The organism is Acidicapsa dinghuensis (assembly GCF_025685685.1).
GTDB classification, from domain to species: Bacteria; Acidobacteriota; Terriglobia; order Terriglobales; family Acidobacteriaceae; genus Acidicapsa; species Acidicapsa dinghuensis.
Window position 1 is genome coordinate 553,421 of record NZ_JAGSYH010000002.1, and the last position, 25,952, is coordinate 579,372.

The window sequence follows — 25,952 nt, forward strand, 5'->3', positions numbered from 1 at the left end:
ATGAATGAGAGGATTGGCACGAACCCTTTAGAAAGTTCTCTGCAACTGCGCTTCTGGTTTGGTCGTTTCACTGGGTGAATTAAGAACACGTTGCAAAGCCATTTCGGCGCTTTCGGGCCTGCCCAGCAGATACCCCTGCGCCTCATCGCACCCCAGCTCGCGCAGTATGCTTAGTTGCTCTGTCGTCTCCACGCCCTCGGTCACCACGCGCAGCTTCAACGCGCGCGCCATCGCGAGCACAGATTGCACCATGCTGACAGTCGCCGAGTCGATGCTCAGGTCGCTCACAAATGATCGATCCAGCTTCACCGCATCAATCGGCATCCTCTGCAGATAGCTCAACGAAGAATAGCCGGTTCCGAAATCATCCAGCGCAATGCTCAGACCCAGCCGTTGCAACTCGCGAATGCGCGCAATCGCCAGATTCAGATCGCGAATAAATATTCCTTCCGTAATCTCCAACTCCAGCAATTCCGGAGCGAAACCCGCTTCCGCAAGCGCCTCAGCCACAGACTGCGGAAAATCAGGCCGCATAAACTGCATCGGCGAGATATTGACCGCAAGACCAATCCTTCGCCCGTTTTGCAGCCAGCTCTTCGCTTCCTGCAGCGCCGAAATGAGCACGCGCCGCCCAATCTCGGCAATCAATCCGGTCTGCTCCGCTATCGGTATAAAGCGGTCCGGCGGAACCATCCCAAGCTCTCCGCTGTTCCAGCGGCAAAGCGCCTCGAAGCGTACCAGCCTCCCATCGGAGATATGGAATTGCGGTTGAAACACCACGCGAAACTCATTCTCACGAATGCCTCGCAGCAGCGCTGACTCAATCTGGTGCCGCTGTGCCGCCCGGTCACGCAAATGAGGATCAGCCACGCAAATCGAATCACCGCCGCGTGATCGCGCTTCCAGCATCGCGGCCCGCGCAAATTTCAGCAGTGATTCTGTGATCGACTCCTTATCTCCATTTACGCCAGTCAGCGTCGATATAGCTTCATCGGAAAATGCAATTCCGACACTCGCCGAGAGAGGCGCCGTATTGCTTTCGTCGTAGTTGACGTTGCGGATCGCATCCTGCAGCTCGCGTGCGCGCTGCATCGTCGCCTCATCATATGAGGCTGCCACCATCATCAGCGCGAACGCGTGGTCATCCACGCGCCCTATGACCTCGCCATCTTTACGGAATCCGTAAAGACACTTTCCTACCGCCCCCAGCAGCTCATCGGCAACACTGCGGCCAAATGTTCCCTTCAGAAAATCGAAACCATCAATCTCGAGGTACAAAAGCGCAACGCATTCGCCACGCCGGCGGTTCGTCAGTGCCGACGTAAGTTGCTCTTCAAAATAGCGCCGGTTGGCCAAATTCGTAACTGGATCGTAATTCGCCAGATAAGCCAGGCGCTCATTGGCCTTGTGCTGCTCTGTAATCTCCTCGCTGGTCGCAAAGTAATACGGCTCCAGCCCTTCTTCTCTCAGCAGCGTCACCGTATTGCGCACCCACACTTCGCGCCCATCCTTGCGTAGGACGCGCCGTTCTGCGCGATACCCACCCTCTTCCGTCATCGGCGTGGTCGCCAGCTTTTGCAAATGATCTTCCACATGCTCAGGCGCCATGATCCGGCTCACTTTTGTGCCTATCAGCTCTTCTTTTTCATAGCCAAGTATCTGGGCCGCCTTTTCATTCACCGAGAGCACCGTTCCATCGATCGTGAAGATGCCCATCCCAACGCCCGCCGCTTCATACGTCCGTCGAAAGCGTTCTTCACTCGCTTTCAGATCGCCGCTCGTCTCCTCCAGTTGCTTCAATGCATGCCGTCGCTTCCAGTCGATCCAGATCAGTAATACGAGGACGGCTATCTTCAACCACAAAACCGCAAAGGCTCCTGTCAGAAACCGCTGAATGGAACGCGAAATCTCCTGTAGGTTATTGCTCTGTTCCAGGTGAAAGGCTTCACGAGCCTGGTCAAGTGTTTGCTCGGCAGCATCGAACTCTTTCCTGCCCAACTCGCTGTCTACCTCGTGTACGCCCGCTACGCCATGGCTGCCAGCTGCTATTAGCATCCGTTCGCGAAGCGACTGATAGCTTGACCAATTACTCCGGAAGCGCATCAGCCATTGTTTTCCTTCGCCGTTTGATGCCTCGAGGCTCGCCTCCGACCGTGCAATGGCTTCATCCGAACTGCGCAGGAATTCCATATCCCGCTTGAATCTGACAGGATCATTCGCGTCAACCAAAGTCTGTAAAAGAGCACTTCGATTCGCTTCCGTGGCAGACCTGAGGTCACTTATCGCCCGAAGATGGTCCTGGCCCAATCCGTGAGCATCGCGTAATACCTGTACATCGCGTTTCAGTTCAGGCTGTATCACTACCAGATATACAACCAGTGTGATCACGATGACAGCCGCCACCCCATAGCTAAGGGATAAGGTGCGCTTAGTGGAAACAGGAGACCGGCGCACCCGGGCGAGCATACTCAGGGAGTTGGACATTAGATATAAGTTACTACGGTACCAAACCGAATCTTCCGAATTTAGCACAAAAGTAATTTATTAAGATCGAATTTAGGAAAACCGCGCAGAAAACCTGATTTCGTGGATCACACCCGACCCATTCTTTTCAGGTTTATTTCGATCAACATCGAATAATTGCGCACCTTGTGCCATCGGAAATAGGCGAACCTGAATAGGCGAACCTGGAAACAAAAGAACCGCCGGAACGGAGTAGTCCGGCGGCCTTGTCTGCTGAAGATCAAAATTCTCAGATATCGAGATTCTTCACATCCAGCGCATTGTCTTCGATGAACTTGCGCCGCGATTCGACATCCTCGCCCATCAGCGTGGTAAAGATGCTTTCTGTTTCGGCAATGTCTTCCAGCTTCACCTGCAACAACGTCCTTGCCGCCGGGTCCATCGTCGTCTCCCACAACTGCGGAGCCGTCATCTCGCCCAACCCCTTGTAGCGCTGCACGTCATAAGCCTTCTTGCCCTGCTCCACAACATACTCAAAGAACTCGCGAGCGCTCTGCTTCTCTACCGGCTCACGCGTGGCGCGGGCGGCTTTCTTCGGCGCCTTTGCCTGCACTTCCGTAGATTCGCTTGCCTCTGACTCGTCCCCGTCTGCAGCAGCCGTATCGTCGGCTTTGCTCTGGTACTCAATCAGGAATGGCGGCTCAAGCTGATCCTTGATCTGCACAAACTTCGCCATCATCTGCTTGAACTCAGCGCTTGAAGCCAGTGCCCAGTCAATCTTGCGCACCGCACCCTGCTGGTCGGTAAAGCTCAGCGACCAGGTCTGGTGCTCTTCATCGCGCTCCAGCTCGCTCAGAGCCCGGAACTGAAATTCCTCGGATAGCGGAACCAGCGCAGCCCGCAGCTCCACCAGCTTCTGCGGAACTTCGCTCTCTTCCGACGACATAAAGTCGGTGCGCTTGGTGAACTCAGCCTTGGCGATCACCTCTGTCACTCGCTCATTGCGGATGCGTTTATCCACCTTGCCCATGAAGCCGAGATAGTCTTCCAGAGTCGAGATAAACCGAGTCAGCGTCTCGCCCTCGATCGCCACAGCAGCATCGCCATGCCGGACAACAAATCCATCCGATGCGCGCTTCACCGCGACTTTGTTCAGCTCCCGCTCATCCTTGATGTACTGCTCGAAGCGGCCCTTCTTGATCTTGAACAGCGGCGGTTGCGCAATATATACATAGCCGTGCTTGATCAATTCCGTCATATGCCGGAAGAAGAACGTCAGCAGCAGCGTCCGGATATGCGATCCATCCACGTCGGCATCAGTCATCAGAATGATGCGGTGATAGCGCAGCTTTACAAGATCGAAATCATCCTTGCCAATGCCGGTGCCAAGCGCCGTAATCATCGCCCGGATTTCTTCATGCCCGAGCATCTTGTCATAACGCGCCTTCTCGACGTTGAGAATCTTGCCCTTCAGCGGCAAAATGGCCTGGAATTTCCGGTCACGCCCCTGCTTGGCCGTGCCGCCTGCCGATTCACCCTCGACCAGGTACAGCTCACACCGTGCCGGATCGCGCTCCGAGCAGTCCGCCAGCTTACCCGGCAACCCACCGCCATCCAGCGCTCCCTTGCGCCTCGTCAGATCACGCGCCTTGCGAGCCGCCTCACGCGCACGCGCCGCATCGATCGCCTTGCCGATAATCTTCCGCGCGACCGGAGGATTCTGCTCCAGGAAAGCACCTAACCGCTCATTCACAAACGCCTGCACCGACCCGGCAATATCCGAATTCAGCTTGCCCTTGGTCTGTCCTTCAAACTGCGGCTGAGACAGCTTTACGCTCACCACCGCGACTAATCCCTCGCGCACATCATCGCCCGACAGGTTCTCCTTCAAGTCTTTAAAGAGCCCCATCGATTGACCAATCGCATTGATCGTCCGCGTCAGCGCGCTGCGAAATCCCGAAAGATGTGTGCCACCGTCGACCGTATTGATATTGTTCGCAAAGCTAAAGATCGTATCCGAATAGCTGTCGTTGTACTGCAAAGCAATATCGATCTCGACGCCGTCCCGGCTGGCTTCCATCGTAATTGGCTTGTCGTGCAGCACAGCCTTGCCCTTGTTCAGGTGCTTGATGAACTCGGCAATACCGCCGGCATACCGGAACTCAGCGCGCTTTGCCTCACCCGTCTTGGCATCGACCGTCCGCTCGTCCGTCAGCATAATCTGCAAGCCCTTGTTCAAGAAGGCCAACTCACGCAGCCGCTGTGCCAGCGTGTCGTAGTTGTACTCCGTCACGCTGAAAATCGTCTTGTCCGGCAAGAAGTGAATTCGCGTCCCCCGGCGCTTGCTCGTGCCCGTCTGCCGTAGCAGCGTCGTCGGGTCGCCGCACGAGTAGTCCTGCTCCCACGTGTACCCATCGCGCCAGATCTCGACATTAAATTCCTGGCTCAACGCGTTCACGCAGCTTACGCCCACGCCGTGCAACCCACCTGAAACCTTGTAGGTCGAGGAATCGAACTTGCCACCTGCGTGCAGCTTGGTCAGCACCACCTGCACCGCAGGCATCTGCTCGCCATTCGGCAGCGTCTTCATATCCACCGGAATGCCCCGCCCATCGTCAACAACCGTAATCGAGTTGTCGAAGTGGATCGTGACATCGATCGTGTTGGCATACCCCGCAAGCGCTTCATCGACCGAGTTGTCCACCACCTCATATACCAGATGGTGCAAGCCAATCTCTCCAGTCGAGCCGATGTACATTGCCGGACGCAGGCGCACAGCCTCAAGACCTTCCAGGATCTTGATGTTCTCACTCGTGTAGCTGCCGTTATTCGGCGCGCCGTCGTCGGGGGTACCGTTTTTTGTAGCCATTAAACCTCTCGTGCAGAAGTTCAGGGAAGAGCGGATACGGCCTCTGGCCTGTGCGTACGTCAGTTGGAATCGCCTTGCAAGAGAGCGCAAATCTGCTGTCTGACTGACCGCAAATCCTTGGAAACGCTATGAGATTTGCCTAACCGGGAAGGAGATGTTCGCACCATCTGCTCCCTTGATTTTATCACCTGGAGGCACCTGAAACTTGCCGGAAAGGTTACCGCGGAAATGTATTGAATGGTGCCCGTCGAGGCTGGCTAGCGCGCCCGGGAACGATCCCAACCGGGCTATCGAATGATTACTTTAGAAATACTACCTTCAGTCACTAAATTATTGAATACTAAGTAATTACACCGATTATTCTGGACTTAAACTACGCCACAGTCTATTCCTGGGTTGTCGTCATGCCCGCACCACAAAGGGTCAAGAAACCTACAACTTTAGGAGAGACTTAATATGAAGGTAGTCCTGCGTGTTTCCCTTCTCACACTCATCTTGGGCGCTGCATTCGGTGGAAACGTATTTTCCAAAACTCAGGTGGCTGCACTCACCCCAACAAGTGTTCCCGGAGGCGGCGGCCCTATGCCCACCTGCGACCCCTTCAAGAATCCGAACTGCCAAACCATCCGTTAGAAAAGGGTTCTTTGGTAAATTTCCGCTAGCACGAAAGTGTCAGGGTCGGATTACCGAATTAGTCAATGGCTATCTATTTGAACGCGCTATTCTAAACGTACTTTACGGGTAGCCCGGAGCCGTTGCATGAATCCGACCCTCGCGCACACCGTTGCAGTGAACTTGGATGTAATATTTTCGCTCGGGATTTGGGCCTTTTTTTCGCGCCCATCGGTACGCAAGCAATACCCATGGATGTACGCGTACCTGACCGTCCGTGCGATTACCGCCGTTATTGTTGAGTTTCTGTTCTACGGCCCGTTACTGGCATCCCCGCTCACCTATACGAAGATCTATTACGTCGTCTTTTACGCCAGCACGCTCATCTCCGCCGGACTGCTCTTCATGAGTTGTCTCGACGTTTACCGGCAGGCCATGGCCCCACTTCCCGGCCTCGCCAGCATGGGCAACACCGTCTTTACCTGGGCAGCTATCGCATCCGTTCTGGTAACAGCGACGACATTTACGTCCATTGTTTCCGGCCCGGACATGATCTCCAAGGCCGGGCTGCAGCTTCTACGCTGCGCCGGGGCCACTGAGCTCTGCCTGTTGACCCTGCTCCTGTTGAGCATGCGCGCCATCGGATTAACCCTGCGCAGCCGGCCTTTCGGCTTTGCCCTTGGCCTCGGACTGATGGCCGCCATCGACTGTTCTGAATCCATCGTGACCGCAATCGGCGTTCACGCAACCCCAACCGTAGGCGCCATTTTCGAGCTCTGCTCTGTCCTTACACTGAGCATTTGGATCGCATACTCAACCATGCCGGAACCTGCCCGAAAAACTATGACGGTACCCGTGAACTCAACTATCTATAAGTGGGATCAAATCGCCTCCGCGCTCGGCCACAAAGGAACCCAAGTGGCCATGCAGCCCTCCCAGAGCTTCTTCCTCGTCGACGTCGAAAAGGTCGTCGAGCGCGCCTTCACCCGTACCCTTCAGGGCAAGGAATCCGAAAGCTAAATTACCCGACCATACAGATCGCCTTAAATATAAAAGGGCCGGAACCCGAAGGTTCCAGCCCTTTCTATTTTCTCTGCTGAGAGCTTATTCAGCCGTCACTGGATCAATCGAGGCAAAACGGCCCATGCGGCCACGGTCGCGGAACTGCACCACACCGCTCACCTTCGCGAACAGCGTGTCATCCTTGCCGATGCCGACATTCAGGCCCGGCTTGATCGGTGTCCCACGCTGCCGAACGATGATCGAGCCACCCGTAACGAACTGGCCGGCAAATGCCTTCACGCCCAGCCGCTGCGCGTTAGAGTCGCGCCCGTTTGTTGAACTACCGCCACCTTTTTTATGTGCCATGACTCAAATCCTTTCCAATCTCTCGGGCCCCAAGCCCTGAACAGCGACCAAATCTCTAGACGTTGATTCTCTAAACGTTGATCGACTTGATGCGAACTTCCGTGAACGCCTGCCGGTGTCCCTGCAGCTTCTTGTACTGCTTCTTCCGCTTCAGATGGAAGACCAGAATCTTCGCATGGCGGTCATCGCGAATCACTTCTGCGGTCACAGTCGCGCCTTCCGCCTTGGCCAGGGTTCCCGGCTCACCGGAAACCGCGAGCACATCGGTAAAAACCACATTAGGGGCTTCCGCCTCTGGCAGCTCCAGTTTCTCTACCTTCAACACATCGCCTGGGGCGACCCGGTACTGCTTACCACCGGTGCGAATCACTGCGTACATACATCCTCCAGCGCTGCTTTTTCGAGCGCAGCCTGCCCAACTCGGGCCAATATCAGGAATGGGCAGAATCAGCTCACCCGGCCAGCACTCCAGTCCGCATCTTTAATCATTTCTTCCAGCTACCTGGAAAACTCGCGGACGAGCACTGACAAACAGGGCTCTAGGCAGAATCGCCAAACTAAGGTAGTGTATCGCCTTTCATTTCCAGGGTCAATCCACCGTTCATCGCCCTGACTTGGTGACCAACCCGGCCCCCACTACCAATATGACGATTTTGCCGTATTTTTACGGAACACGCCTGAGTCAGCATCCGTAACCCCACTCATGGCACACGACCTGCGTTTTGCCCTACGGATGATCCTCGCCCATCGCTGGTTCTCGGCCGCCGTGGTCGTGACCCTGGCCCTGGGCATCGGCGTCAACACCATGGTCTTCACTCTGGTGTACGCGGTCCTGCTCAAGCCGATCAACGTTCCGGGCGGCTCGCGGCTGATGACTGTCAGCCTTCGCAATCCGAATCCGGAAGATGGCTCGATACGTCTCTCGCTGCCCGCTCTGCGCGATTACCGGGCACAAGCCACTTCGGTCGAAGCGATTGAGGCCACCACCAACCTGGACGGTGTCCTCAGCGAGCACGGCAACCCTCCGCAATCGTTCCCGATGCAACTAGCCACAGCCGGCATTTTCGATATGCTGCACATTCGGCCAGTATTGGGACGCGGTTTTTTACCTGGCGATGACAAGCCGGGCGCACCACCAGTTCTACTTCTCGGCTACGGCATCTGGAAGAACCGCTACGGCAGCTCGCCGGCCGTCATCGGCCACATGGTCCGCGTCAACGAAAAGCCCGCCACCATCATCGGCGTCATGCCCGACGGCTTCAAATTCCCCTTCAATTCCGAGATGTGGATGCCGCTGATGCCGACGCCCGCATTTGAGAAGCGCGATAACCACGCCCTCGAAACCTTCGCCATGCTCAAACCCGGCGTAAGCGCCCTGCAAGCCGGCATCGACCTGAACGCCATTGCCCACCGTCTCGCCGCTCAATATCCGCTCACCGACAAAGACCTCACTGTTAGCGTCGAAACCTTCAATCAGCACTACAACGGCGGAAATGTTCGCACCGTCTTCCTGCTTATGCTTGCCGCAGTTGGATTCGTGCTGCTGATCGCCTGCGCCGACGTCGCCAACATGATGCTCAGCCGTTCTCTCGGCCGCCAACGCGAAATATCCATTCGCACCGCGCTCGGCGCTTCGCGATGGCGCGTGATCCGTCAGTTGCTCATCGAGAGCGTCCTGCTCAGCGTCCTGGGCGGCACGCTCGGGCTGGGTTTGGCCATGCTCGGCGCATACTGGTTCGATCTCTCCACACGCATCGTGCGCCCCTATTGGATCGACTTCTCCTTGAACTACACCGTCTTTGGCTACTTTGCCGCGTTATGCATCGTCAGCGGTCTGCTCTTCGGCATCGCACCCGCCTTGCAATCCTCGCGTGTAGATCTGAATGAAGTCCTCAAAGATGGCGCGCGCAGCGTCGGCAAACATCGCGGTGGCTTGTTCACGACTGCGTTGGTCGTCTTTCAATTTGCGTTGACACTCGTGCTGCTCTCCGGCGCCGGAATCTTCGTCCACGGCCTGCTCCAGAGCCTCTCGGCCAATAAGACCGTGCCCGCAAATCAAATCATGACCGCGCGTATCGGCCTTCCTGACAGCCGCTATAAGGATGCCGGCTCGCGGCAGCAATTTTTCGATCAGCTATTGCCGCGTCTTCGCGCGATTCCCGGCGTGACCCACGCGGCAATCGTCTCCAGCCTTCCCGGTCTCGGTGCTGGATGGCGCGACATCGAGATTGAACATTCGGCAGCCGACACCAGGGCAAAGCGCCCTCAGGCTGCATTCATCGCGCAGTCGCCGGGCTATTTCGACGCCATCCATCTGCCGCTGCTGCTTGGCCGCGACTTCAACAATACAGATGGCGCCGCGAGTCACAAATCCGCGGTGCTAACTCGTGATTGCGCCGAGCATTTCTGGCCTAATCAAAACGCGATCGGCAGGCGATTCCGCCTGTACGACGACGATGGAAAGCCGGGCGACTGGATCACCGTCGTCGGAGTCTCGGCGAACCTTGTACAGGATCTCAACGACAAGCATCCGAATCCGCTGCTCTTCTTGCCCTATCAGCAGGAGGGCTGGGGCAGCATGGCCCTGGTCGTTGAATCAAGCGTCGATCCGACCGCCGGAGTGCGCGCAGTCGTCGACAATATCGATCCTGACCTGCCCCTGCGCGATGTCTCCATGCTCACCGAAGCCGTAAGGCATCGGCAGTGGTTCCTGCAGGTCATGACCAAAGTCTTCATAGGCTTTGCCCTGATCGCGTTGCTGATGGCCTCAGTCGGCCTCTACGCGGTGATTGCGCACGCCACCGGCAGCCGCACTCAGGAAATTGGCGTTCGCATGGCTCTGGGAGCTAACACGCGCAACATTATGTTGCTCGTAATGAAGCGCGGACTCTGGCAAATCGCCGCCGGCATCGCTTTCGGCCTCGGAGCGGCAGTTCCCGTATCCCGGCTCATGAGCAGCCTTCCTATCGGCAGCTCGTCCTCCGATCCGGCGGTCTTCCTCGCGGTCGCAGCGATACTGGCCGCGGTAGGCCTTGCCGCCTGCTGGCTGCCCGCCCGCAAAGCCGCTGCGCTCGATCCAGTCAAGGCCATTCGCTACGAATAACGCAGGATACGTAACTCACAGATCGAACTGGCAGCAAGAGAAGTGGTCGTTGCCGAATCCCTGCGCCGTGCTTTCACATCCATAGCTAAGATGGAATCTGGAACCCGGCAATGACCTCTCCTGCAGTTACTGTTCAGGAAGTGAAGGCTCTGCAGCCCGCCACTTCGCCCGAGCAAACGCTCCTCCGCGTTCTCGCCGCAGCCAGCTTCTGCCATCTCGTCAACGACATGGTGCAGTCGCTCCTGCCCTCCATGTACCCGATCCTGAAGTCCGGATTTCACCTCAACTTCAGCCAGATCGGCCTCATGACCCTCGTTTTCCAGCTCACCGCCTCGATCCTGCAGCCCTTCATCGGCCACTTCACCGACCGCCGGCCGCTGCCGTATTCACTGCCCATCGGCATGACAATCTCGCTCGGCGGACTCGTCCTTCTGGCCTACGCCCCCACCTTCAACACCCTGCTCGTAGCCGCCGCGCTCTTCGGCATCGGCTCCGCGGTCTTCCATCCGGAATCCTCCCGAGTCGCCCGCATGGCTTCCGGCGGCAAACACGGCTTCGCGCAATCCTTCTTTCAGGTCGGCGGCAATACCGGCTCAGCCATCGGACCGCTGCTCGCAGCCTTCCTCATTCTGCCCATCGGCCAGCGCGGATCGCTCTGGTTCGCCGTAGCCCTCGTTACCGGCATCGCTGTCCTCCTCTGGATCAGCCGCTGGTACAAGAACCGCCTGGAACATCTCCGCAATCGTCCCGCCGTTCATAGCGAAGCCCACCACGGCCTGCCCCGCGGCAAGGTCCTCGGAGCTCTCTTCGTCCTCATGCTGCTGGTCTTTTCCAAGTATTTCTACATCGCCAGCCTCACCAGCTACTACACCTTCTACCTCATCAGCCGCTTCCACGTGTCCGTAGCCAGCTCCCAGATCCACCTTTTCCTCCTCTTTGGAGCCATCGCCGCCGGCACTTTCATCGGCGGACCCGTAGGCGACCGCATCGGCCGCAAATACGTCATCTGGTGCTCCATCCTCGGGGTGCTGCCCTTCACTCTCATGCTGCCCTATGCCAATCTCTTCTGGACCAGCATCCTCAGCGTCGTCATCGGCGTCGTCATTGCCTCGGCCTTCTCCGCCATCCTCGTCTACGCGCAGGAGCTAGTCCCTGACCGCATCGGCATGATCTCCGGCATGTTCTTCGGCTTCGCCTTCGGCATGGGCGGCATCGGAGCAGCAGTGCTGGGTCGCATTGCCGACGCCACCAGCATCGTCTACGTCTACCACCTCTGCGCCTATCTGCCCGCAATAGGCCTGCTGACCGGCTTCCTGCCCAACATCGAACCACAGCGAAAGAAAATTAAGTAATTCTGACTTTTCACCGGCCAGAAACGTCCATCAAGACAGCTTTGCGCATTGACATAGGCCGTGTAACTCTTAGTCATAAGGTCTGCAATAAACTCAGGATCACGCTGAGGTGACACATGTTTCAAGAAAAGAGCCGCTCGAAATCTGCGCTGATTACTCTTTTCCTTTACGCATTGACTGCTTTGGTTGCTATCGAAATCTGCGGATGCGGAAATAGATCTTCGCAAACCAACATTGGAACGATCGCAACCGTTGCCGGAAACGGAAAATATGGCGATTCCGGCGATGGCGGTCCTGCTGCAGCCGCGCAACTGAATCAACCGACATGCGCGGTAATGAACAGCGCTGGCGACCTCTTTATTGGAGACATAGCCACGTACACGGTGCGCAAAGTGGCCGCCGGTACCGGAATCATCTCTACCTATGCCGGGAACGGCATTGAAGCCTACTCTGGCGACGGTGGGCCGGCAACCGATGCGGCCATTGCCGGTCCGTCGGCCTGCGTGCTCGACTCCGCGGGAAATCTCTACATCGCCGATGCAGGCAATAACGTAGTGCGGCGCGTCGATGCTGCTACCGGCATCATCACGACGATTGCTGGTTATGCCTATTCTGCCCAGTATGAAATCGGAGGATTTGCCGGCGACGGTGGGTTGGCAACGAAGGCCAAACTTTATCTCCCGCGCGGGCTCGCAATCGACGCTGCTGGAGACCTGTTCATTTCAGACTCGAGCAATCAACGCGTTCGGAAGATCGATAGTAAGACCGGCATCATCACGACCATCGCTGGCAACGGCACTTATGGCTATTCCGGCGATGATGGTGCAGCCGTTCAGGCCATGGTGAGTAATCCAGAACAGCTTGCGCTCGACGGCAATGGAAATCTCTACATCACCGAACAGGGAGCAAGCGTTATTGTCCGCGTAAACCTGACCTCTGGACTAATTCAGACAGTCGCAGGTAATGGGGCCTCTGGAGACGGTGCTGGAGCAGTTATAGGGGATGGTGGCCCCGCAACGAAAGCACAGCTCTCTAACCCACAGGGCGTTGCACTCGACTCTTCGGGCAACATTTTCATCGCTGATAGCAATAATCAGCGGGTACGCATGGTTTCAGCCGCAACAGGGATCATTACCACCGTAGCCGGAACTTCGGTTGGCTATGTTGGCGACGGTGGACCCGCCGATCTCGCCAAACTCCACAACCCCGAAGGACTATTCTTCGATTCCTCCGGGGTTCTCTATATCGCAGACTCGTACAACAGCGTGGTGCGAAAAATCGCCCCGTAATCCAATCGTCTTGGTACCGGGTGGATTTCAGAGATGGACCCATAATTTGGCCCAAAACAAGATTCACGCTATACTAGGGATTCGGCAGCAGGCTTGCGGCCACGCCTTATTGCGCCCTGATTTTCGGACGCGCCTCCGGCGGCAGCATCTGGTTGCAGCAGCCAGCCCGATTCAGGCCCTGATTGATCTCCGGGCCAACCCTTTTAGAAGAGTTTGGAGTCTTCGTCATGGCACAGATTTGCGACTTATGCGGCAAAGGCCCGCGCTTCGGCAACAACATCTCTCACGCGCACAACGTAACCCGCCGCCGCTGGAACCCCAATCTGCAGGCTGTGCACGCCGTCGTCAACGGCGCCGCCAAGCGCCTCCGCGTATGCACTAACTGCATCAAGAGCGGCAAGGTCACCAAGGCCTAAGCTTCCTTTAACAAGGCTTCACTTCGCCTGACCCCGCCACTCCGGCGGGGTTTTGCTGTTTCCCTACTTCGTCTTCGCCAGCGGATCGTCCCACGGAAACGCCTCCGCATCCAGCCCAGCCGGCGACCAGCGCTTCACAACCGCGTCGCCGATCCTGCCCAGCGTCTTCTGCCCCTCATTATCGCCAGTCCACCGTTGATCCTGATTGTCCTGCGTAAACGCCGCAATCACCACCGGCCCATTCTTCGTCGCAATCAGCGCCACATCGTTCCGCACCTGGTCCAGCGCACCCGTCTTGTTCCCGATCGCCGACCCATGCTCGCTCGTATCCAGCGCCTCGATGTACCGCGGCAGATCGTCGCGATCCTGCTGACTGCGCAGCATATGCAACATCGCCCCGCACAACTTGCCATCCCCCGGCAGCGGCGCTCTCTTATCGAGTGACAGGTGGCACTCCGCCAGCCGCTCCATCACCGACGCCATCTCCCGCGCCGTCGTCTTCCCCAACCCAAACTTGGGCTGGTCCGCCGGCATCGGCCCCGTCGCCGGCTTGAACACCTTTTTGTACAGGTACGTGTCCTTCAACCCCGCCTCGCGCAGCGTCTCGTCGATATGCGCCAGCCCCAGCCGGTCGATCGCCACATTGGTCGCCGTGTTGTCACTCACCACCACCATCAGCGTCAGCGCATCCTTGAGCGTCAGCGTCAGCGGAGCATCAAAGACATTCAGCACCCCCGACCCCGGCACCTGGTTCTCCTTCGTCAGCACCACTTTCTCATCCAGCGAAGCCTTCCCCGCCCGGATCTGCTCCGCCGCATCCAGCAATATCCCCAGCTTGATCACCGAAGCCGTCTGCACCAGCTCATCCGGAGCCACCGAAGCCGTAGTGCCCGTCTTCAAGTTCCGCGCAAACACCGTCATCCGCCCATGATGCGCCGCAGCGATCGCACGCAACTGCCCATCCAGCGCCGCATCTTCCTGAGCCCGTAACATCATGGGCACAGCAATAGCCGCCAAAAGAATCAGCCATTTACCCCGAATCAACATGCCACCAGCATACGCGCCTTCACTCATCCCGCAGATTCCGGTGTAGCGCCGTTTCATAACCAAATCGGTGGGATACCCATTCTTATCCATTTACACCCATTCTTCGCGATCAGGAGCAAATCGCGGAGCTGCAAACTCACCCCAAAAAGCCTCCAGAAAAATTCTTGACGATTTCTCCACGCATGATACCTTGACTATCTACAACTGGAAGTGTAGATAGTCAAGGTATGGGTAAACCAAGCGATCTCGTCCAGGGCACACTCGATCTCCTCATCCTGCGTACGCTCCAAACCGAGCCGAAGCACGGGTGGGCTATCGCCAAGCGCATTCAGCAGATCTCCAATGAAGTCCTCCAGGTCCAGCAGGGCTCGCTCTACCCCGCGCTCCATCGCCTCGAGCAGCAGGGTTGGATCACCGCCAAGTGGGCCGAAAGCGAAACCGGTCGCCAGGCCAAGTTTTACTCCCTCACCACAGCAGGCCGCGAGCAGCTCGAAAAAGAGACGGCCAACTGGACCCGGCTCTCGCAAGCCATCAACCTGATCGTCTCCGAAGCCTGATTCATCGGCATTTTTGCAGTACCCCGTCCCGAACTAAGCACAAAGGGGAGAACAGTATGAGCTCATTCCGTTGGCTCCATCAGCTAGCGATGCGTCTGCAAATGCTTCGCCGCGGACGCTCCGAAGACCAGCTTGACCAGGAGCTCCGCTTCCACCTCGAACAGCAGATCGCCGAAAACCGCGCCGCCGGCATGAGCCGCAAAACGGCCCGCGAAGCCGCTCTCCGCACCTTCGGCAATCCCACGCTGCTTCGTGAACAGACCCGTTCCACCTGGTCCTGGACCACCGTCGAGCTCCTGCTCCGCGACCTGCGCCAGAGCCTTCGCGCTCTCTTCCGCACGCCCGGTTTCACAGCAATCGCCATCGGCGTCATGGCGCTCGGTATCGGAGCCAACGTCACTATCTTCGCCGTCGTGCGCTCCGTGCTGCTGAACCCGCTACCTTATAGTGACCCCCAGCGCCTGGTGGCGCTCTACAGCCACAATCCCGATTCGAAGAAGGACAATCTGTCCATCCCCATCGATGCTGGCAGCTTCTTCGCCTGGAAGCAGGCGGCACAGGGCAAGGCTGAGATGGCACTGATCTCGCCTTTTCAGAGTTACAACGTCTCGGCGGAAGGCGGCCAGCTTCCCGAACATATAGACGCTGCCTGGGTGACTGGGAATTTCTTTTCGACGCTCGGTGTGGCTCCGATACTGGGCCGCGGTTTCATGGCTTCCGACGACCGCCCCGAAGCCGAAGCGGCCGCAGTGCTCTCTTACTCCTTCTGGAAACGCCGCTACGGCGGCGATTCGAAGATCGTTGGTCGCAAGATATGGCTTGACGCGCAGCCCTTTACGGTCGTCGGCGTCATGCCCGAGTCTCTGGTCTTTCTCGGACCCTTCTCTTCCGGCAAGATCCAGATCTGGACGCCGGTCAACCACGAGGCGCCGCGTTGGCTCATGAGCACCTTCGAGGATCACGAGTTCGTCGGCGTAGCTCGCCTCGCACCGGGCGTGACGCTGGCCCAGCTTCTCAGCATCACTGGGGCTATACAGGCGCACATCAAGGCTGAACACCCCGGCGCGGGGGTGCGCAGCCTCACCAGCGGACGGTCATTGCTCGACGATGCAGTGCATGCGTATAAGACGCCTCTCTATGTTCTCTTCGCCGCCACCGGCTGCGTCCTGCTCATCGCTTGCCTCAACGTCGCCAGCTTGCTGGTCGCGCGCACCGCATCGCGGCGCAAGGAGCTCGCAATCCGCACTGCACTCGGCGGCGGACGCGCACGCCTCATTCGCGAGCGAGTTCTGGAGAGCCTGCTGCTCAGCTCTGCAGGCGGCGCAGCTGGTATTGCCTTTGCAAGCGCGGCAATCCACTGGCTTCAACATGCGCGGCCCGATATGCGCCGCATTGAGAGCATTCATCTCGACTGGACCGTTATTGCCTTCACCGCTGCGGCCGTAGCTCTCTGCGCGCTCTTCTCGGGGCTCATCTCTGCCCTCAGCATCGATAGCCGCAAGCTGCTGGCAACGCTTCAGGAAGCTTCACGATCTCAAAGCGGCGGACGCGCCCGAGCGGGTCTGCGCCGCACGCTTCTTGTTCTTGAAGTCGGCCTCACAGTTGTTCTTCTCGTCGGTGCGGGTCTGCTGCTCAAAAGTTATGACCATCTGCGCTCAGTCAATATCGGCATACCGGTCGAGAACACGCTGACCATGGGAATCGGCCTACCTAACGCACGCTACAAAACACCGGTCGAACAGGGCAGCTTTTTTGAACGGCTTATTGAGCGTGTCCGCGCTGTTCCGGGTGTCGAGTCCGCGACGCTCATCACCGCCGCACCGGGCCAGGGCTGGGGCGGCGACCGGATGGTCAGTGTCGCTGAGCATCCTCCACTGCCCAAAGGCGCTGAAATCGACATGATGATGCGCGGTGCCGATCCCGGATATTTCGCTGCAGTTCACCTGCCTATCCTGCGCGGCCGCACCTTTGCTTCTGGCGAGCGCCTCACGAAAGGCAACGTAGCCCTCATCAGCCAGATCGCCGTCAAAGCCTGCTTCCCCAACGGCGACGATCCCATCGGCAAACACATCAAGTTCGACATGGGCGGCGACACCTTCGAGATTATCGGCATCGTCGGCGACACCCGTTACTCCATCACACAACCTGTAGCGCCCACAATGTACCTTCCCCTCTACGGCAACAGCTCCGGCGCTACCGTCCTGATTCACTCCACGCGAGACGTCGACGCCCTCGCTATACCCATCCAGAAGATCATCAGCCAGATGGATCGCGATCTTCCCGTCTCTGATGTGATGACTCTGCAGGAATCGCTCGACAAATCCACCCTCGACTCGCAGTTCGATTCGCTCCTCGTACTCGGCTTCGCCATCATCGCGCTCATCCTCGCCGCAGCTGGACTCTACGGCGTCCTCGCCTATCTCGTCACCCAGCGCACCAGCGAAATCGGCATCCGCATCGCTCTCGGCGCACAACGCGATCAGGTCTTGCGTCTCGTCCTCATCGATGGTCTGCGCCCCGCGCTCATCGGCCTCGTGCTCGGCCTCGCCGCCAGTGCCGGACTCACTCGCCTTATCCGCTCCATGCTCTACGGCGTCGAGCCATTCGACGCAAGCATCTTCGCTGCCGTCAGCCTTACATTGCTTGCCGTCGCCGCATTCGCCTGTCTGCTTCCCGCATGGCGCGGCTCACGCCTCAATCCCATGCAGGCCCTACGCACCGAATAATTCAGAGGAGAAAGCCGTGCCCTCGTTCATCACTCGACTGACGATCAAGCTTCGGATGCTCTTCGGCAGAAGAAAGGCCGCGGAACAACTCGACTCGGAACTCAGCTTCCATCTCGAGCAGCAAATCAGTGAAAATATCGCTGCCGGTATGAGCCCCGCTGAAGCCCGCAAAGCCGCGTTACGTATATTCGGCAGTCCCGACCTTGCACGCGAGCAAGCACGCGCCACGTGGAGCTGGACCGGCCTCGACCACTTCCTCCTCGACCTGCGCCTCTGCATCCGCGGATTACGCCGCGCTCCCGGCTTTTCCGCGGTTGTGATCCTGGTTCTGGCCCTCGGCATCGGAGCCAACGTCGCTCTCTTTTCGGTCGTTCATTCCGTCCTGCTCAACGCTCTGCCATTCCATGATTCCGGCCGTCTCGTCCGCGTCTTTGAAGCCGACAGTCGCGGCCGCTACCAGGACAACATTGTCGCGGGCGGCTCATTCGCCGTTTGGAAAGAGCAGCAGAAAAGCTTCGTTGATCTCGCCATCAAACGCAGTGCCGGATACGACCTGGCTGGCGGTCTCTCTGGTTCAGGCAGCAAGCTTCCCGAGTACGTTCACGCTGAAATCGCCTCTTGGAATCTCTTCCCCCTGCTAGGCATTCAATCCGCGCTCGGGCGCCTCTTTACCGCGGACGATGATCACCCCGGCGCAAATGGCACAGTTGTTCTTTCCTGGAGCCTTTGGAAACGACGCTACGCCGGCGACCCCGCCATCCTTGGTAAAACCATCGAGCTCGACGCCCGTCCCTTTACCGTCATCGGCATTCTGCCCGAGTGGTTCCAATATCCCGACGCAAAGATTCAGCTATGGACCCCCCTCTACCACGAGAAATCAGCCGAGATGATGCGCATGGTAGAGGCGCACAACTTCGATGTCATTGGCCGCCTCAAACCCGGCATCACTCCTGCGCAGGCCACTGCGGATCTCTCCGCGATCCAGGCCGAGGTTCGCCGTCAGCATCCTAGCGGCCCGGTAAGCGACGCCGTCAATCTCCGGCCCATTCTGGACGCCGAAGTACGCGGTGTGAAATCCGGCCTCTACGCGCTTCTTGCCGCCACAGGCTGCCTGCTTCTCATTGCCTGCCTCAACATTGCCAGCCTCTTCATCGCACGCTCCGCGGCGCGTCAGCGTGAGACCGCTGTTCGTACCGCTCTTGGCGGCAGCCGCTTACGCCTTATGCGCAACACTCTCCTCGAAAGCCTGCTTCTCTCATCTGCTGGAGGACTCGCCGGACTCGTCCTTGCCGCCATCGGGCTCCGCTGGCTAGTCGCAGTACGCACCGACATTCCTCGCGCCGAAAACATTCATCTCGACGGCTGGGCACTTCTCCTCGCTCTCGGCGTCGTCTTTCTCTGCGCCGCGCTCTCCGGCCTCGTTCCAGCCCTCGCTGCTACCGATCGCAATATCCTCCGCTCACTTCAAGCCAACACTCGTACCCAGGCAGGCAGCATTGCAGGAGTTCGCCTGCGTCGCAGTCTTCTCGCGCTCGAAGTCGGCCTCACCGTCGTTCTGCTTGTTGGCTCTGGCCTGCTGCTCAAGACCTACCAGCGCCTGCGCTCCGCCAACCCTGGCTGCGCCACCCGTGACGTGCTCACCATGGAACTCGCGCTTCCCAAAGGGAAATACAACACCGACATCAAACGCGTCGCCTTTGCCGAAACCCTGACACAGCGCCTTTCTGAAGTCCGCGGAATCTCAGCGGGACTCACTACCCAGCTCCCGGCCGAAGGCGTGGGCCGCAATGATACCTTCTCCATCCAGGAACACCCGCCTCTGCCGCTCGGTCAGACGCTGACAGCGGTCACCGTCTTCGTCGATCCCGGCTATTTCTCCGCCATGCAGATTCCACTCATCTCCGGTCGTCTGTTCCAACCCGATGACCGCTTCGATCATGGACAATCCGTTCTGATCAATGAATCCCTGGCCCGTCGTGACTTCCCCAATGAAAACCCCATCGGCAAACACCTCTTCACGAACGTCGTCTCTCTCGACCCACATCCCCTTGAGATCATCGGTGTCGTCGGCGACACCCGCGCCGATATCGCCGCTCCGCCTGAGCCAACTTTCTACTTCCCGCTTTACCTGGGTAGCGAGCGCGGGCTCATCCTCACCATGCGCACCCGCTCCGATGCTTCATCGATCGCGCTCACGGCGCAAAAGATCATCGCTGGCATCGATCCTGATCTCCCCGTCTCCAACATCCTGACGATGGATCAGGTCATTGGCGAGGCCACACTTGCGCCCAGCTTCGACGCCGCTCTCCTGATATCCTTCGCGATCCTCTCACTCGTTCTCGCAGCCGTCGGACTCTTCGGCGTGCTCTCTTTCCTCGTAAGCCAGCGCACCTCGGAGATCGGTATCCGGCTCGCTCTCGGTGCTGAGCGTGGCCAGATCACACGCCTCATGCTCGCCGACGGTCTCAAGCCTGCTCTCTTCGGCCTCGCACTAGGCCTCGTAGCCAGCGCCGCGGCCACGCACCTTATGCAATCCCTGCTCTATGGGACACAGCCGCTCGACCCAGCAATCTTCACAGCCGTAGCCATCACCCTTGTGGCCGTTGCCGCCGGAGCATGCCTGTTGCCCGCTCTCCGCGCATCCCGGCTCGATCCAATGCAGGCCTTGCGTACCGAATAGCCCAGAAGTGCAGGATTTGGAGGAGAAAGTATGCCTTCTTTCATCACTCGATTGACCATCAGGCTTCAGATGCTCTTTGGCCGCCGCAAAGCCGCCGAACAACTCAATGACGAGCTAAGCTTTCACCTTGAGCAGCAGATCCACGAAAACATCGCCGCAGGCATGAACAAGGACGAAGCTCGCAAGGCCGCTCTGCGCACCTTCGGCAGCCCCGGCCTCACCCGCGAACAAACTCGCGCAACATGGAGCTGGCACAGCCTGGAAAAGTTTGGCCGCGATCTTAAATTCGGCGCACGCACTCTGCTTCGCTCACCCGGCTTCGCATTCGTATCGATCCTCATCATGGCGCTCGGCATGGGAGCGACAACATCGCTATTCACCGTTGTCCGCGCCGTCATGCTGCAGCCACTGCCTTTCCGTGATCCGTCGCATCTCGTCATGCTCTACGAACACTTCCGCGACGACAACAGCAACAATGGTTACAACATTGTCTCTCCCGGCGACTACCGCACCTGGCGCGCCGATTCGCACAACTTCGAAGGCATCGCTGCGCTGCGCAACTATGGGGGTATGGTTTCAGGGGTGAACTCAGAGCTGCCTGAGGTTGTGCAAAGTGCAGGCGGTTCGGCAAATCTCTTTCCGCTTTTGGGCGTCAACCCTGCCCTTGGCCGCAGCTTCACCGAAGCGGAAGATCAGCCGGAAGGTCAGCCCGTAGTCATGCTGACATGGAGCTTCTTTCAGCGCCGTTTCGCCGCGGATCCATCCATCATTGGCAAGCAAATCCATCTGGATACAGTCCCAACCACGGTGATCGGCGTACTGCCGCCCTGGTTCACCTATCCGGATAACCGCATTCAATTCTGGATGCCCTACGCACAAACCTTCTCACCCGGCCAATACGGCATCTACGACGGCCATCAAAGCCTCGTCGTTGCACGTCTCAAGCCCGGCGTTACCGTCGCTGCAGCCACGCGCGAAGTAAGCGCCATCCAGTATCAGATTCACGTGGCCAATGCATCCAAGCCCGTTGCAGAAGATGTGTGGTCGCGTCCCATGATCGACGACGTCGTCAAAGACGTCCGCACTCCACTCATCGTTCTGCTCGCCTCGGTTGCCTGCATGCTTCTCATTGCATGCCTCAATCTCTCCAATCTCCTCATCGCCCGCTCCGCAGCTCGCCGAAAAGAAGTCGCCATCCGTGGAGCTCTCGGTGGCGGCCGCCTCACACTCATTCGCGAACAGATGGTTGAGAGCCTGCTCATCTGCCTCACCGGCGGAGCCCTCGGCATGCTTCTTTCCTTAGCCGCAACAAAATGGCTCGCCGCTCACTGGAGCCGCCTGCCTCGCGCTGAAGCAGTTCACGCCGATGTCGGCGTTCTCTTCTTCGCGTTCGCTCTCGCAGCCATCACTGCACTCGCATCCGGCCTTATCCCTGCCATCTCGTCCACCGGAAAGGGCCTACTCTCAGCCCTTCATGATTCCTCGCGCACCATCGGCGGCAGCACTTCTCGCGCACGCTTGCGCAAAGTCATGCTCACTGCTGAAATCGCACTGACCGTCACACTCCTCGCATCAGCAGGCCTGCTCTTCCGCAGCTTCCTCCGTCTGCGCACTGCCGATCTCGGCTGCCGCACCGATCACGTCGCCACCATGCGCTTCGGTCTCCCCATAATCCAATACGACACCCGCGAGAAAGTACTGAACTTCCACGAGTCCCTGCTGGCACGCGTCCGCAGCCTGCCCGGCGTTCGTGGAGCAGCACTCGTCTCCACCGTTCCCGGCGCGGGCCATGAAGGCGACAAAACTTTCACCATCCTCGAGCACCCATTGCCAAGCTTCAGCGATCAGGAAGACGCCATGTATCGCTCCGCCGATCCGCAATACTTCAGCGTCATGGGTATCCCCGTCCTTCGGGGCCGCATCTTCACCGAGCACGAGCGACTCAACAACGACCACTACATCATCGTCAGCAAGAAATTCGTCGATCAATTCCTCAATGGCGACGATCCACTCGGCAAGCACGTTCGCGTCGGTTGGGATAACGAGCCCGAACTCTACGAGATCATCGGCGAAGTAGGCGACACACTCTACGACGTCACCAAGCCCGTGCAGGCCACCATGTACTTCCCCATCCTCTCCGGCATCCCCAACCGTACCAGCGAAGCCAACATCGTTGCCTGGACCGCCGTCGATCCGCTCTCGATGACCACTCCCATTCAGCAGCAGATCTCCGCGCTCGACCCACAACTACCCGTCTACAACGTCTTCACCATCGACCAGATCATCGGCCGCACCACCGCAAGCCAGGGTTTCGCCGCCAACCTCATCCTCGCGTTCGCCGGAATATCTCTCCTCCTCGCGGGCGTAGGCCTTTACGGAGTACTCTCCTACCTCGTCACGCAACGCAACGCTGAGATAGGCATCCGCATCGCCCTCGGCGCACAACGTACCGAAGTCCTGCGCGTCATTCTCATCGATGGCCTGCGCCCCGTCCTCATCGGTGCAGCCATCGGCATGGTCGGAGCAGCCATCGCCGGCTCGCTCATCCGCTCCATGCTCTATGGAGCCAGTCCCTGGGACCCCATCGTCATCGCAACGACAACCGGCTGCCTGCTGCTAACCGCCATCGCAGCCTGCCTCGTCCCCGCCTGGCGCGCCTCGCACATCAACCCCATCCAGGCCCTCAGATCTGAATAACGCATATCCGAATAGACCGGAGGCACTCATGCGCTGGCTCACACAACTCAAAATGCGATTCCTGATGCTCACAAAGCGCCAACACGCCGCCGAGCAGTTAGAAGACGAATTCAGCTTCCATCTCGAACAGCAAATCGCTGAAAACATCGCCTCCGGCATGAGCGAAACCAAAGCCCGCCAAGCCGCTCTACGCACCTTCGGCAACCCTACGCTCCTCCGCGAACAAACCCGCGAAACCTGGAACTGGAACATGCTCGAATCCCTACTTCGTGATCTCCGTTACAGCGTCCGCACCCTGCGCCGTACCCCGGGCTTCGCCGCCATGTCCATCCTCGTCATGGCCCTCGGTATCGGAGCCAACGTCGCCCTCTTCACCGTCGTCCGCGGCGTCCTGCTCAAGCCGCTTCCCTTCGCCGATTCCGACCGCCTCATCGTCATCACCGAGGGCGGAGACGAAGTCTCTCCCGACCACCCCGTCGCCGGAGGCATCTTCGAAGCCTGGAAGCAGCAAAGCCACAGCTTCTCCGGTCTCGCTCTCACCGGCGGCGCAGAATTCAACTTCTCCGCCGGCGACACCACCGGTACGCAGCTAGCCGAATCCCTCCACGGCGCCAACATCAGCGCAAATCTCCTCCCGGTCCTCGGCGTTCAGCCAGCCTTCGGACGCGGCTTCACCCCAGCCGATGACCGCCGCGAAGCCCAGGGAACCGCAATCCTAAGCTGGCAACTATGGATGCGCCGCTTCGGCGGCAATCGCGCCATCCTCAACCAGACCGTCCATCTCAACTCGCAGCCCTACACCGTCATTGGCATCATGCCCGCATGGTTCTCCTATCCAGATCCCACCACGCAGCTCTGGACCCCCCTCTATCACGACAAGCCCACGGCCCTCATGATCTCTCGCGACCAGCACGAATTCCGTGCCGTAGGACGTCTGCTCCCAGGCGTCAGTGAATCCACCGCCCGCGCTGAGATATCCCTCATCGTCAATCGCATCCGCAGCCAGCACGCCGACGACCCATACATCAGCCTCAAGGCCAACACCCGCCCGCTCCTCGAAGACATGGTCGGCGACATCCGCCGCCCGCTCTACGTCCTGCTTGCGGCCACAGGATGCGTCCTTCTCATCGCCTGCCTCAACGTAGCCAATCTGCTCGTAGCCCGCGCCGCCGCGCGGAAGAAAGAACTAGCCATCCGCACTGCTCTCGGCGGCAGCCGCCTCCGCCGCATCCGTGAACGCATCGTCGAAAGCCTCCTGCTTTCCACCGCAGGCGGCGCATTCGGCCTCGCATTCGCAGCACTCGCGCTCAAATGGCTCGTGCAGGCACGCAGCGAGATGACCCGCGTCGAATCCATCCACATCGACGCTACCGTCGCAGCCTTCACCATCGCTGTCGTCGCCTTCTGCGCTCTGCTCTCCGGGCTCATCTCCGCATTCAGCTCCGGCGACCGCAACATCCTCGCCTCACTGCAAAGCGCCTCACGCTCCACGAGCCCCGGCCAATCCCGCGTCACTCTGCGCCGCGTTTTGCTTTCCCTTGAAGTTGGCCTCACCGTAGTCCTGCTCATTGGCGCAGGACTCCTGCTCGAAAGCTACGCTCGCCTTCGCTCCGCCAATCTCGGCTGCATCACCGACAACGTCCTCACCATGCGCATCATGGTGCCGCGCATGCAGGGTAGCCAGCCCGCACAACTCGTCAACTTTTATGAACAGCTCCTCGATCGCGTCCGCGCGCTACCCGGTGTAAAGGCCGCAGGATTCACTGATGTCATCCCCGGCCAGGGCTACTGGGAAGACGCCAACTTCTCCATCCCCGAACACCCGGCTTTACCAGCAGGCGTGGGCCTCTTTGCCATCAATCGCTGGGTTGATCCCGGCTACTTCAACGCCATCGGCATTCCGATCCTCAAAGGCCGCGGCCTCGATCCCAGCCGCAAGCTCGACCGCGTCGACGAAGTCGTCATCAGCAAGCTCTTCGCCGATAAATACTTCCCCGGCGAGGACCCCATCGGCAGGCACCTTCGAGTCACCGACGGCACCGCTGTCTATCTCTTCCGTGTCGTCGGTATCGCAGGTGACATACGTTACAGTCTCGGCGAAGACCCAGCACCGATCCAGTACTTCTCGCTGCTCGCAGGCGTTAAAAACAACGGCTCACTCATCGTCCGCTCCAGCAGCAACGTCGAGCAGCTCGCGCTGCCCATCCAGCGCATCATCCAATCCCTCGACCGCAACCTGCCCGTCTCCGACATCCTCACCATGGATCAGCTTCTCGGCCGATCCACCGTCGATCAAAGCTTCAACGCCACCCTGCTCGTAGGTTTCGCCGCGCTGTCCCTCATCCTCGCCGCCGTCGGACTCTTCGGCGTCCTTTCCTACATCGTCGCCCAGCGCACCAGCGAAATCGGTGTCCGCATCGCCCTCGGCGCACAGCGAGAACAGGTTCTGCGGCTCGTCCTAGCCGACGGCCTGCGCCCCGCTCTCGTTGGATTGGCACTCGGCCTCATAGCCGCCGCAGGCACCACCCGGCTAATCCAATCCATGCTCTACGGCACCCGTCCGCTCGACCTGACAGTCTTCACCGCCGTCAGCGCGCTCCTGCTCGCGGTAGCCGCGGGCGCATGCCTCGTCCCAGCCTGGCGCGCCTCACGCCTAGACCCAGTCCAGGCCCTCCGCTCCGAATAAACGTGGAATATCACAAACAAAAACGGCCCGCCGGAAATCCAGCGGGCCACCTATCTTTTTCTAAATTTCTCCAACGGTTTTTGATAA

General features: G+C 58.8%; 16 protein-coding genes. 11 read left to right on the forward strand and 5 right to left on the reverse strand.

Features of this window, described 5'->3' with window-relative positions; all coding sequences use genetic code 11:
• Positions 1-27: 27 nt before the first annotated feature.
• Together OHL22_RS05860 and gyrB are read right to left on the reverse strand one after the other, a co-directional pair.
• Positions 28-2,103: a putative bifunctional diguanylate cyclase/phosphodiesterase gene (locus OHL22_RS05860; RefSeq protein ID WP_263334255.1), complete on the reverse strand. Its 2,076-nt coding sequence runs from the start codon at positions 2,101-2,103 to the stop codon at positions 28-30.
• 649 nt (positions 2,104-2,752) lie between these two features.
• Entirely contained in the window at positions 2,753-5,332 is a 2,580-nt protein-coding gene (gene gyrB / locus OHL22_RS05865) for a DNA topoisomerase (ATP-hydrolyzing) subunit B (RefSeq protein ID WP_263334257.1), read from the reverse strand.
• 456 nt (positions 5,333-5,788) lie between these two features.
• Here gyrB and OHL22_RS05870 point away from each other — a divergent pair, with 456 nt between their 5' ends.
• Both OHL22_RS05870 and OHL22_RS05875 read left to right on the forward strand, forming a co-directional pair.
• Entirely contained in the window at positions 5,789-5,965 is a 177-nt protein-coding gene (locus OHL22_RS05870) for a hypothetical protein (protein WP_263334260.1), read from the forward strand.
• A gap of 126 nt (positions 5,966-6,091) precedes the next feature.
• A complete protein-coding gene (locus OHL22_RS05875; protein ID WP_263334262.1) occupies positions 6,092-6,964 on the forward strand; it encodes a hypothetical protein in 873 nt (290 codons plus the stop codon).
• An 84-nt stretch (positions 6,965-7,048) separates the two neighbouring features.
• On the opposite strand, the gene rpmA is transcribed toward OHL22_RS05875, so the two are convergent.
• Positions 7,049-7,312 (reverse strand): 50S ribosomal protein L27, encoded by a 264-nt coding sequence (rpmA, locus tag OHL22_RS05880; protein WP_263334264.1) that lies wholly within the window; start codon positions 7,310-7,312, stop codon positions 7,049-7,051.
• A gap of 70 nt (positions 7,313-7,382) precedes the next feature.
• Complete coding sequence (gene rplU / locus OHL22_RS05885) at positions 7,383-7,691, reverse strand: 50S ribosomal protein L21 (protein WP_263334266.1); 309 nt, start codon at positions 7,689-7,691, stop codon at positions 7,383-7,385.
• A 324-nt stretch (positions 7,692-8,015) separates the two neighbouring features.
• Here rplU and OHL22_RS05890 point away from each other — a divergent pair, with 324 nt between their 5' ends.
• The 4 genes from OHL22_RS05890 (at position 8,016) to rpmB (ending at position 13,472) form a co-directional block, all read left to right on the forward strand.
• Positions 8,016-10,415, forward strand: a complete 2,400-nt coding sequence (locus OHL22_RS05890) for an ABC transporter permease (protein ID WP_263334269.1) — start codon at positions 8,016-8,018, stop codon at positions 10,413-10,415.
• A 110-nt stretch (positions 10,416-10,525) separates the two neighbouring features.
• Positions 10,526-11,767, forward strand: coding sequence for an MFS transporter (locus tag OHL22_RS05895; RefSeq protein ID WP_263334271.1), 1,242 nt, complete (start codon positions 10,526-10,528; stop codon positions 11,765-11,767).
• A 116-nt stretch (positions 11,768-11,883) separates the two neighbouring features.
• Positions 11,884-13,056, forward strand: coding sequence for an NHL domain-containing protein (locus OHL22_RS05900; RefSeq protein WP_263334273.1), 1,173 nt, complete (start codon positions 11,884-11,886; stop codon positions 13,054-13,056).
• Positions 13,057-13,283: 227 nt separating this feature from the next.
• The gene (gene rpmB, locus OHL22_RS05905) at positions 13,284-13,472 is read left to right on the forward strand and encodes a 50S ribosomal protein L28 (protein ID WP_263334275.1); all 189 of its coding nucleotides are present in this window, start codon (positions 13,284-13,286) and stop codon (positions 13,470-13,472) included.
• A gap of 63 nt (positions 13,473-13,535) precedes the next feature.
• Here the strand turns inward: rpmB and OHL22_RS05910 are convergent, their stop codons facing one another.
• Positions 13,536-14,576: a serine hydrolase gene (locus OHL22_RS05910; protein WP_263334277.1), complete on the reverse strand. Its 1,041-nt coding sequence runs from the start codon at positions 14,574-14,576 to the stop codon at positions 13,536-13,538.
• A gap of 170 nt (positions 14,577-14,746) precedes the next feature.
• Here OHL22_RS05910 and OHL22_RS05915 point away from each other — a divergent pair, with 170 nt between their 5' ends.
• From OHL22_RS05915 to OHL22_RS05935, 5 genes are read left to right on the forward strand one after another with little or no spacing between them, the layout of a single operon-like run.
• The gene (locus tag OHL22_RS05915) at positions 14,747-15,076 is read left to right on the forward strand and encodes a PadR family transcriptional regulator (protein ID WP_263334280.1); all 330 of its coding nucleotides are present in this window, start codon (positions 14,747-14,749) and stop codon (positions 15,074-15,076) included.
• A 56-nt stretch (positions 15,077-15,132) separates the two neighbouring features.
• A complete protein-coding gene (locus tag OHL22_RS05920) occupies positions 15,133-17,802 on the forward strand; it encodes an ABC transporter permease (protein ID WP_263334282.1) in 2,670 nt (889 codons plus the stop codon).
• A gap of 16 nt (positions 17,803-17,818) precedes the next feature.
• Entirely contained in the window at positions 17,819-20,482 is a 2,664-nt protein-coding gene (locus OHL22_RS05925) for an ABC transporter permease (protein ID WP_263334285.1), read from the forward strand.
• A 30-nt stretch (positions 20,483-20,512) separates the two neighbouring features.
• Positions 20,513-23,179 (forward strand): ABC transporter permease, encoded by a 2,667-nt coding sequence (locus OHL22_RS05930; RefSeq protein ID WP_263334287.1) that lies wholly within the window; start codon positions 20,513-20,515, stop codon positions 23,177-23,179.
• A gap of 28 nt (positions 23,180-23,207) precedes the next feature.
• On the forward strand, positions 23,208-25,865 hold the full coding sequence (locus tag OHL22_RS05935) for an ABC transporter permease (RefSeq protein WP_263334290.1): 2,658 nt from the start codon (positions 23,208-23,210) through the stop codon (positions 25,863-25,865).
• The last annotated feature ends 87 nt before the right edge of the window (positions 25,866-25,952 follow it).